This is a genomic window from Stenotrophomonas sp. PS02297 (assembly GCF_029959705.1).
Classification (GTDB): domain Bacteria; phylum Pseudomonadota; class Gammaproteobacteria; order Xanthomonadales; family Xanthomonadaceae; genus Stenotrophomonas; species Stenotrophomonas nitritireducens.
Window position 1 is genome coordinate 1 of record NZ_JASCOS010000219.1, and the last position, 2437, is coordinate 2437.

Genomic DNA, 2437 nt, shown 5'->3' on the forward strand with positions numbered 1-2437 from the left:
CTGCCGGCGCGGGGGCGCTGCAGGCGGCGCGCGGCGCGGCCGCGGCCGGCCGCTATGCCGAAGCGATCAAGGCCTACGACGAAGTGTTCGGCGCCGGTGGGCCGCCGGACAACCTCGCGCTGGAGTACTACCAGGTACTGGCCGGCACCCAGGACGGCTGGGCGCGCGCGCGCGACGGCCTGCGCCGGCTGGTGTCCGCCGACCGCGACAACGGCGCCGCCGCGCTGGCGCTGGCGCAGGTGTTGACCTACCGCGAGCCGAGCCGGCGCGAGGGCATCGCCCAGCTGAAGACGCTCAGCCAGCGCCAGGACACGGCCGGTCCGGCGCGTGCCGCGTGGCGCCAGGCGCTGCTGTGGCTCAACGCCACGCGCGCCGACGCGCCGCTGTTCCAGGCGTTCCTCGAAGTGCAGCCGGACGATCGCGAAGTGGCCGCCCGCCAGGCGCAGCTGCGCGACCAGGCGGTGCGCGCGGAAGCGGCGCCGGATCCGAACCAGCGCCTGCTGGGCGAGGGTTTCCGCGCCCTGCAGGCCGGCACCCTGGACGTGGCCGAGGCGCGCTTTGCCCAGGTGCTGCGTGCGCAGCCGAAGAATTCCGAAGCGATGGGCGGGCTGGGCTCGGTGCGGCTGCGCCAGGAGCGCTTCGGCGAGGCCGCCGAACTGCTGCGCCCGGCGGCGTCGGCCAACGGCAAGTGGCGCAGCGCGGCCAACGCCGCGCGCTATTGGCTGGTCCTGCAGGAGGCACGCCGGCAGCCGGGGCCGGAGGCGGTCGCGAAGGTGCGCGAGGCCATCGCCCTGCAGCCGAAGGAACCCACCGGCCATGTGCTGCTGGGCGACCTGCTGGGCGCCAGTGACGCCGCCACGGCCGAGGCGAGCTACCGCAGGGCGCTGGAACTGGATGCCGGCAATGCCGGCGCGCTGCAGGGGCTGGGCGGCCTGCTCGGGCGGCTGGGGCGCGCCGACGAGGCGGCCGCGCTGTTCGACCGGTTGACCCCGGAACAGCAGGAACGCGCCGGCGGCGCCGCGGTGCTGCGCGCCAACCTGGCCCGCGCCCGTGCCCAGCAGGCGATCGCCTCGGGCAGCCTGGAGATGGCGCAGATCGAACTGGAGGACGCCGTGCTGCAGCAGCCGCGCGATCCGTGGCTGCGGCTGGAACTCGCCCGGCTCTACCAGCGGCAGGGACGCCCGGACCAGGCCGATGGCCTCATGGCCGGCCTGCGCGCACAGGATGAAGACTCGCCGCAGGCACTGTTCGCCCAGGCATTGTTCGCGCGCGAACGCAACGACTGGAACGGCGCCTGGGCCGCGCTGGAGCGCATTCCGGCGGCATCGCGCGATGCGGAGATGAGCGCGCTGCACGACACCGCCTGGGTCCAGCTGCAGGCTGCGCAGGCGCGCACCCTGGTGCAGGGCAACCGGGTTGGCGAGGCGCAGCTGCTGCTTGCCCGGACCGAATCGGCATTGGGCGCGCGCGTTGCACAGCCCGCCATCGCGGCGGCCCTGGCCGGTGCCTATGCCGACATCGGCAGCCAGCAGCGCGCGCTGGCGCTGGCGCAGCGGTTGATGCAGGGCAACCCGGGCGTGGAGGAGCGCCTGCAGTACGGCCAGGTGCTGCTGCGCGCACGCCAGGACGCCGAACTGGCGGCCCTGCTGCGGCAGCTGGGCGAGGCAGATCTCACCGCGCCCCAGCTCAAGCGCCTGCAGGAGCTGCGCAGCGCCTATGTGCTGCGCCAGGTCGACGCGCTGCGCGAACTCGGCAACCTGGAAGGCGCCTACGAGGTGCTGGCACCGGTGCTGGCGCAGCAGCCGCAGGATCCGCAGACCATCGCCGCGCTCGCGCGCCTGTATGCCGCGGCCGGCGATCACGGCCAGGCACTGGCGCTGTACCAGCAGCAGCTGCAGCTGGCCCCGGGCGACGTCGATGCGATGGTGGCCGCCGCCGGCAGCGCCGCGGCGATGCGCGACCTGGGGACCGCCGAGCAGTACCTGGAGCAGGCGCTGGCGCAGGCGCCGCAGTCGCCGGAAGTGCTGGCCGCGGCCGGCCGCGTGTACCGCTCGGCGGGCAAGAACCGGCGCGCGGAGAGTTACTTCAAGGCGGCCATCGCCGCCGCCGCGCGTGGTGCCGGGCAACTGGACAACGGTTATCCGCGCGCCAGTACCGCCCTGGCCGGCGGTGGCCGCGCCTTCAATCCCTTTGCCGGCATCACCCGCGGCAATACCCGGCCGGTCGCCCTGCGCGCCGATCCGGCGCCGCTGCCGGCCAGCGTCGCCGCGCTCGCCGGCAATGCGCCGCTGGCCGCGGCGGCCCTGCCTGCGCCGCAGATCGGTGCCGATGGCCTGCCGGCTCCGGTGCTGGCGCTCGCCGCCGCTCCCGTCGCGGCCGCGCCGGTACCGCAGCGCGCCGCGGCTTCCGCACCGATGGCCGGCGCACTGCCGGCGCC

General features: G+C 75.5%; 1 protein-coding gene. It reads left to right on the plus strand.

What is annotated here, in order from left to right; genetic code table 11:
- On the plus strand, positions 1-2437 hold a 2437-nt coding region (locus QMX80_RS18980), incomplete at both ends, for a tetratricopeptide repeat protein (protein WP_282278725.1).